Source organism: Polaromonas jejuensis NBRC 106434 (assembly GCF_001598235.1).
GTDB lineage: Bacteria > Pseudomonadota > Gammaproteobacteria > Burkholderiales > Burkholderiaceae_C > Polaromonas > Polaromonas jejuensis.
Genome location: NZ_BCYO01000054.1, coordinates 1 through 7,335, shown reverse-complemented (window position 1 = coordinate 7,335; position 7,335 = coordinate 1). Strand labels below are relative to the sequence as shown.

Here is a 7,335-nt window from a genome sequence, read left to right as displayed (position 1 = left end):
AACGCGCCGCGATCATCGGAGACAAGCCCTACTGAGGGCCGCGCTCACCAAGCCCATCCCGCTATTTCTTCCCGTACTCCCAACTTGTCTTTGGAGACATGCAATGAATTTTCTTGACGGCCATCTGTTCCCCGAAAACCAGCAGCCTCTGATCATCACGGCCGCACCCTATGCGCCGGGCTGGCTGCCCTCCGACTTTCCCGAAGACATCCCTGTCACTATGGAAGCGCAGATCCAGAAGGCGGTGGACTGCTACAACGCCGGTGCCACCGTGCTGCACCTGCATGTGCGTGAACTCGACGGCAAGGGCTCCAAGCGCCTGTCCAAGTTCAACGAGCTGATCGCCGGCGTGCGCAAGGCCGTGCCCGAGATGATCATCCAGGTCGGCGGCTCCATCAGCTTTGCGCCCGAGAACGAGGGTGAAACCGCCAAGTGGCTGAGCGACGATACGCGCCATATGCTGGCCGAACTCGAGCCCACGCCCGACCAGGTGACGGTGACTGTGAACACCTCCCAGATGAATGTCACCGAGCAGGCGGAGCTGGCGGATTTCAAGGGCACCTCGCGCGAGAACCCCGCCATCTTCAACGCCTACAAGGAGATGACGGTGCCCGCGCAGCCCGGCTGGGTGGAGGAGCATGTGCGCCGCCTCACCAAGGCGGGCATCCAGAGCGCCTTCCAGTGCTACAACATCAACAGCTTCGAGTCGGTGGAGCGCCTGATGCGGCGCGGCATCTACAAGGGCCCGCTGGTGATGAACTGGGTGGCGATAGGTGGAGGCATGGACAAGCCCAGCATCTACAGCCTGGCCAACTTCGTGCGCGAGGTGCCCGATGGCGCTGTGCTGACGGTGGAAAGTCACGTGCGCAACGTGCTGCCAGTGAACATGATGGGCATCGCCATGGGCTTGCATGTGCGCTGCGGCATCGAAGACGGCCTGTGGAACCAATCGCGCACCGCCAAGGCGAGCACTGTCTCGCAGATCGAGCAGTTGGTGCGCATCTCGCGCGAGTTCGGCCGCCCGATCGCCACCGCCCAGCAGGCGCGCGAAATCAGCAAGATCGGTGTCTTCTACGACACGGTGGAAGAAAGCCTGCAGGCCAACGGCTTCGCGCCCAACCGCAACGGTGGCAATCAGGGCTTCCTGCGCAAGGCCGCCTGAACACGCGAGGCGGCAGGCCATGTCGCGCGCCCAGGGAAACGGCGGGATGAAGACTCAAGCTGCACGGCGGCGAGTCAACCCATTCAGCAATCAAGCCCATGACTGGAGGCTTGATGACTGAAGTTTGAGTCAATTTAAAGATATTAGGAGACACACCATGCAACACCTCAGATCCTCCATCCGGCGCTCTCTCGTGCTGGCACTTGGGCTTGGCGCGGGCCTGACCGTGGCCACCCAGGGCGCGTACGCCCAGGAATGGCCGACCAGGCCCGTTCGCATCGTCGTCGGTGGTCCGGCCGGTGGCACAGCCGATGCTCTGGCTCGCATCGTTGCCGAGGGCCTGACGCAATCGCTGGGCAAACCGATAATTGTCGAAAACAAGCCCGGGGCCGCCGGTGCCATAGCGGTCAATGACTTGATCAAGTCTTCGCACGACGGCTACACGCTGCTGCTGATCCAGGGCGGCATCGTGACCGAGACGCCGCAGGCTTACAAGGTGAACTTCAACCCCTTCAAGGACTTGAAGCCACTCGCACAGGTCAGCCGCCAGGGGTTGGTGCTTGTGGCCAACAACAATGTACCGGCTAAGAACCTGAAGGAGTTGATCGGCTACATCAAGACGCAAAAGGGTGGGGTGGACTACGCGTCCTACGCCGTCGGCATGCGGGCCCACACCGCGGGCGTGCAGTTCAGCCGCTTGGCGGGCGTGGAGATGAAACACATCGGCTACAAGGGTTCGCCGCAGGGCTTGCAGGACGTGCTGGGCGGCCACGTGCCGCTGATGTTCGATGCCCCGGCCACCTCACTGCAGCTGATCAAGGCCGGCAAGCTCAGGGCCTACGCGGTCAACTACCCGACCCGCATCACGGCCTTGCCCGACGTACCCACCTTCACCGAGCTGGGTTTCCCCGCGCTCAATGAGGTGGGTTGGATGGGGCTTTGGTCCACACCGGATCTGTCGCCGGCTATCCAGGCCAAGGTGCGGGACCTGACGCTGCAGTATCTCAATCAGCCCAAGCAGCGCCAGCGCATTGAGGTCATGGGCATGGAGGCCGGCCTGCCCTTGACCAGCGAGGAGCTGACCAAGGACCTGCACGCGGCCTACGACCGCCAGGGCGAGTTGCTGCGCTCCATCCAATACAAACCGGAATGAGTGGCGCGATGCGGGTAGGCATGATTGATGGCTGGAAGGACCGCTGGTCGCAGCTCTCGCCCGGGCTGGTGATCTCGGCCATCGTAGCGGTGGCGGCGATGTTCCTGGCGAAACACTACGGTGCGCCGGTGATGCTGTTTGCCCTGCTGCTGGGCATGGCGGTGAACTTCCTGTCCCAGGAAGGGCGCTGCAAACCCGGCATCGAGTTCACAGCGCGCCAGGTGCTGCGCTGGGGCGTGGCCCTGCTGGGCCTGAAAATAACCGCCGCCCAGGTCCAGGCCATGGGCTGGCAACCCGTGGTCATGGTGGTGGTGGCCGTAGTCGTCACCATCGCCTTCGGCATCGTCATGGCGCGCGTGATGGGCTTTCGGCCGTTCTTCGGCCTGCTCACGGGCGGCGCGGTGGGCATTTGCGGCGCCTCGGCTGCGCTGGCGATCTCCGCGGCCTTTCCGCAGCATCCGCAAAGGGAGCGCGCCACGCTCTTCACCGTCATCGGCGTGTCCACGCTTTCGACGCTGGCTATGGTGATGTACCCGATGGTGGTGCGGTTACTAGGGCTGGACGCGCTCAACGCCGGCTTCTTCCTGGGCGGCACCATCCACGACGTGGCGCAGGTGGTGGGCGCGGGCTACAGCATGGGCTCCGAAACGGGTGATGCAGCCACGGTCGTCAAGCTCATGCGCGTGGCGATGCTGGTGCCGGTGATCGCGTTCGCGGCGTGGATGACGCACCGCCAGCAGGCGCAGCAAGCCAGTGCCGAGGGTTCTCCGAAGCCGCAGCGCCCGTCGCTGCTGCCATGGTTTGTGGTGATGTTCGTCGTGATGATGGTCATCAACAGCCTGGGGGTGTTGCCGAAGTTCGTGGTGAGCGCCGGCAACGAGGTATCCCAGGGTTTCCTGGTCGCGTCGATGGCCGCGATCGGGATGAAGACTCACCTCAAGGACGTATTGAGCGTTGGTTGGAGGCCGGTAGTCTTGATGGTGTTGGAAACGATGTTCCTTGCGATCGTTATTTACGGGTTGATGCAAATGGGGGGCGCACATGGTCATGGCTGAGGCGATCTTCTTTTGGCCTGCTTCTCCAAAAAGAATTAGCAAGGCACCCGAAGGTTTGCTTACAACTGCGATGCAGCCGATTGGGGTTGATGGTTGAACGACTGCCAGGTGTTGGCGGATCGTCACCCTGCCACAAACCATCATCGGCCAAAGTTGTCGAAATCAGGCACCAGCCTTGCTCGCTGACGTTTTCAAACAATTTTCACCACTCAATAATTGCCCAAGAATCGATCGCTGGGCGCAGTTTTTCATGAGCAAACATTCGCTTCCACTCTCTGGCATCCGTGTGCTGGATCTTTCACGTGTACTGGCAGGCCCTTGGTGCGGCATGGTCTTGGGGGACTTTGGTGCCGAGGTGATCAAGGTCGAGCACCCGAGGCGGGGCGACGACACGCGCGACTGGGGCTTGCGCGTCGGCTCGACGCAGACCGCCTACTTCAACAGCGTCAACCGCAACAAGCGATCGGTGACACTGGACCTGCAGACCACAGAAGGCCAGCGGTTGGCGCTGGCGCTGGCCGAGCAGTGCGATGTGGTGATCCAGAACTTCAAGGCCGGCGGCGCCGAGAAGATGGGTTTGGGCTACGAGCAGGTCAAAGCCGTGCGGCCCGACGTGGTGTACTGCTAGATCTCGGGCTACGACCGCACCGGCCCTGAGGCGGCGCGCCCGGGCTACGACCTGCTGGTGCAGGGCGAGGCCGGCTTGATGGCCCTCAATGGCGAGGCCGACCAGCCGCCGCTCAAGTTCGGGGTGGCGGTGGTGGACCTGTTCACCGGCATGTACTCGGCCCAGGCGGTGCTCGCGGCGCTGTTCGAGCGCCAGCGCACCGGTCAGGGGCGCCACATCGAGATGGCGCTGTACGACTGCGGCATCATGGTTACCGCCTACTACGGGCTCGAAGCCCTGCTGCTCGAAAAGGCCCCCCCGCGTTACGGCAATTCTCATCCCTCCATCGTGCCGTATGGCGTTTTCGATGCCGTCGATGGACCGCTTGTCATCACCGTGGGTAACAACAGCCAGTTCGAGCGCTTTTGCCGCGAGGTGATCGAGCGCCCCGACTTGGCCGACGACGAACGATTCAAGACCAACGTGCAGCGCACCGCGAACCGCGCGGAGTTGCTGCCGCAGATCCTGCAGGCCTTGCGCTGCCGCCCGCGTGCCTTGCTGCTGCAGCGCCTGGCGAGCGCTGGAATCCCTTGCGGTGAGGTGCTGGGCCTGCACGAGGCGCTGACCTCCGAACGCACGGCCCGTGGCGGCTTGCTGACCCAGCAGCCCCACCCCGAGGTCGGTAGCATCCGCGTGCTGGCGCCTCCCTACCGGCTCGACGGCGAGCGCCTGCCGGTGCGCAGCCCACCTCCCATGCTGGGCGAGGGCACGCACGAAGTGCTGTCCGGACTGCTGGGTCTGGACGGGGCTGAACTGCAGCGCCTGAAGGCCGCTGGCGCCATTTGAATCTCTGCTTTCTTAACCTTATCGATCTCACTACCATGGCTCTTGATTCCGAATCGTTTGACATCCTGTTGCCCACCGTGCAGCGCTTCATCCGCGAGCGCTTGGTGCCCGCCGAAAATCACCTTGAAGAGCATGACGAGGTGCCCGCCGACATTGTGAAAGAGATGAAGACCATGGGCCTGTTCGGCCTCTCGATCCCGGAGGAGTTCGGCGGCATCGGCCTGTCGATGAGCCAGGAGGTCCAGGTAGCCTACGAGATCGGCAAGACGGCACTGGCCTTCCGCTCGGTGTTCGGCACCAACGTCGGCATCGGCTCGCAGGGCATCCTGATGGACGGCACGCCGGAGCAAAAGCGCGACATTCTGCCGCGCGTGGCCAGTGGCGAGCTGATCATGTCGTTCGCGCTGACCGAGCCCGATTCCGGCTCCGACGCCGCCTCGCTGAAGACCCGTGCCGAGCTTGACGGCGACCACTATGTGCTCAACGGCACCAAGCGTTTCATCACCAACGCGCCGCGCGCCGGTGCCTTCACGCTGATGGCGCGCACCGGTGGGCCGGGCGCAGGTGGCGTCTCGTCCTTCATCGTGCCGGCCGACCTGCCGGGCCTGCGCCTGGGCAAGCCCGACAAGAAGATGGGCCAGCGCGGCACCAAGACCTGTGACGTGATACTGGAAAACGTGCGCGTCCCGGCCGCCAACATCATCGGCGGCGTGCCTGGCCGGGGTTTCAAGACCGCGATGAAGGTGCTCGACCGGGGTCGCCTGCACATCTCGGCCGTGGCCTGCGGCATGGCCCATCGCATCATGGCGGAGTCCGTCGCCTACGCCCGTGACCGCAAGCAGTTCGGCAAGGCCATCGGCGAGTTCCAGTTGATCCAGGCCATGCTGGCCGACAGTCAGGCGGAACTGCTGGCCGGCTGGTCGCTGGTCCAGGAAGTTGCCAAGCGTTTTGACGCCAAGCCGGCCCATGTTTCCGATCCGGATGTGTCCATGCGCGTGTCCTGCGTCAAGCTGTTCTGCACCGAGATGGTGGGCCGCGTGGCCGACCGAGGCGTGCAGATCCATGGCGGTTCCGGCTACATCAACGAGTACCCGGTGGAGCGCTTCTACCGCGACGTGCGACTGCTGCGCCTGTACGAGGGCACGACGCAGATCCAGCAACTCATCATCGGCCGCGAACTGCTGCGCCAGGCGGCCTGATCGACTGGTCATTGCCCACCCAAGCAGGGTGGCGCAGCGGGCCACAGCGCGTCAGGTTTTCTTCCAGCGCGACGGCGGCATGCCGAACTGGGTGCTGAACCAGCGCGAGAACACGCTGGTCTCGGCAAAGCCCAGCAAGGTCGCGATCTGCGAGATGCTGTGCGGCTGGCCGTCGAGGTAGCGCGTGGCCAGTTCACGCCGCACGTCGTTGACCAGCGACTGGAAGTTCCCGCCCACCTGTTCCAGTTGCCTTTGCAGGGTGCGTGGACTCACGCCGAGGTTCTGTCCCACCTGTTCGATGCTGTTTCGCCCACGGGGCAGCAGTACATGCAACGCACGCCGCACATCGTGAGCGACGGTGCCGCAGTCATTGCGCGGCTGCAGGTCGATGTAGTCCTTGGCATACCTGGCCATGTGTGGGTCGCACAGTGGATTGAGTTGGTCCAACTCGTCCTTGCTCAGCACCATGCCATCGAACTCCGAGTCGAACTCCAATTGAGCGCGGAAGACACGCTGGTGGATTTGCATGCTGGTGGGAGCGGGATGCGAAAAGTGCACGCTGCGTGGTTTCCAACGCGGACCAAGTTGGAACCGGCACAAGGACAGCAGCGCCGCAATTGCCAACTCAACTGGCTGGCGCCCAGGGTTCGCCCGCCCTGTGACCAGAGCCAGTTGCACCACCGTCACGGTCGGGTATTCCACCAGGTCCAAAACCACCGAGTCGCTCAGCAGGTGGCGGTAGCGCTTGAGTTCTATCAAAGCGTGGCGCAGCGTCGGCTGGTGTTGCAGCAGCAGACTGATCACGCCGAAATCAGACAGGCGCCACGATTCACCCACCAGCAGGCCGATAGATGCGCTGTCTGCCGCCTTGGCAGAAGCCTCCAGCACCTCGGCCAGCGAAGCCTCGGGCACCCGCAGATCAGGCGTCAGCAGGCACGTCTTGTCCAGGCCGACATAACCGACCATGCGCACTGGATCTATGCCCAGGCCGCGCGCGACAGTGGAGTATTTCGAAAAGTTGACGCTTCGAACCAGGGTTGTCATGGCGGTGTGGCGTTGCTGTCCTTGTCCGGGCGGTCGCGCTGCAGGGTTTCCTGCTGACTGCCCGCGCGCCGGCTCGCTGCTCCAGCTCTGGTTTGAAAGAGTGCAGCAAAAAGTGGCAGTCCGATGTCGCCGATGGTAAAGACTTGGCGCGTAATGTCAAGCGCGAATCGGGGCGCGGTCCAAGAATACCTCTCCTGTGGTCAGCGTAATAGCCGCATGTGCAAATCGCTGGTCACAGACCATACAACAAGGAGACCCCCATGCGAGTC

The 7,335-nt window shown here is 63.4% G+C and carries 5 protein-coding genes and 1 pseudogene; 5 read left to right on the top strand and 1 reads right to left on the bottom strand.

Annotation, left to right across the window (positions count from 1 at the left end):
• Positions 1-103: 103 nt before the first annotated feature.
• The 5 genes and pseudogenes from PJE01S_RS23800 to PJE01S_RS23780 all read left to right on the top strand — a co-directional run bounded on the left by PJE01S_RS23800 (position 104) and on the right by PJE01S_RS23780 (position 6,022).
• Positions 104-1,162 carry a beta-keto acid cleavage family enzyme gene (locus PJE01S_RS23800; protein ID WP_068836200.1) on the top strand — a complete coding sequence of 353 codons (1,059 nt, stop codon included), beginning with the start codon at positions 104-106 and terminating at the stop codon, positions 1,160-1,162.
• A gap of 157 nt (positions 1,163-1,319) precedes the next feature.
• On the top strand, positions 1,320-2,315 hold the full coding sequence (locus PJE01S_RS23795) for a Bug family tripartite tricarboxylate transporter substrate binding protein (protein ID WP_068836199.1): 996 nt from the start codon (positions 1,320-1,322) through the stop codon (positions 2,313-2,315).
• Complete coding sequence (locus PJE01S_RS23790) at positions 2,312-3,370, top strand: YeiH family protein (RefSeq protein WP_245660963.1); 1,059 nt, start codon at positions 2,312-2,314, stop codon at positions 3,368-3,370. Before PJE01S_RS23795 ends, PJE01S_RS23790 begins: the two co-directional genes overlap by 4 nt.
• A gap of 250 nt (positions 3,371-3,620) precedes the next feature.
• A pseudogene (locus PJE01S_RS23785) lies at positions 3,621-4,823 on the top strand (CaiB/BaiF CoA transferase family protein).
• Positions 4,824-4,858: 35 nt separating this feature from the next.
• Entirely contained in the window at positions 4,859-6,022 is a 1,164-nt protein-coding gene (locus PJE01S_RS23780; protein WP_068836197.1) for an acyl-CoA dehydrogenase family protein, read from the top strand.
• Positions 6,023-6,073: 51 nt separating this feature from the next.
• Here the strand turns inward: PJE01S_RS23780 and PJE01S_RS23775 are convergent, their stop codons facing one another.
• Positions 6,074-7,066, bottom strand: coding sequence for an AraC family transcriptional regulator (locus PJE01S_RS23775; protein WP_068836196.1), 993 nt, complete (start codon positions 7,064-7,066; stop codon positions 6,074-6,076).
• Positions 7,067-7,335: the final 269 nt, after the last annotated feature.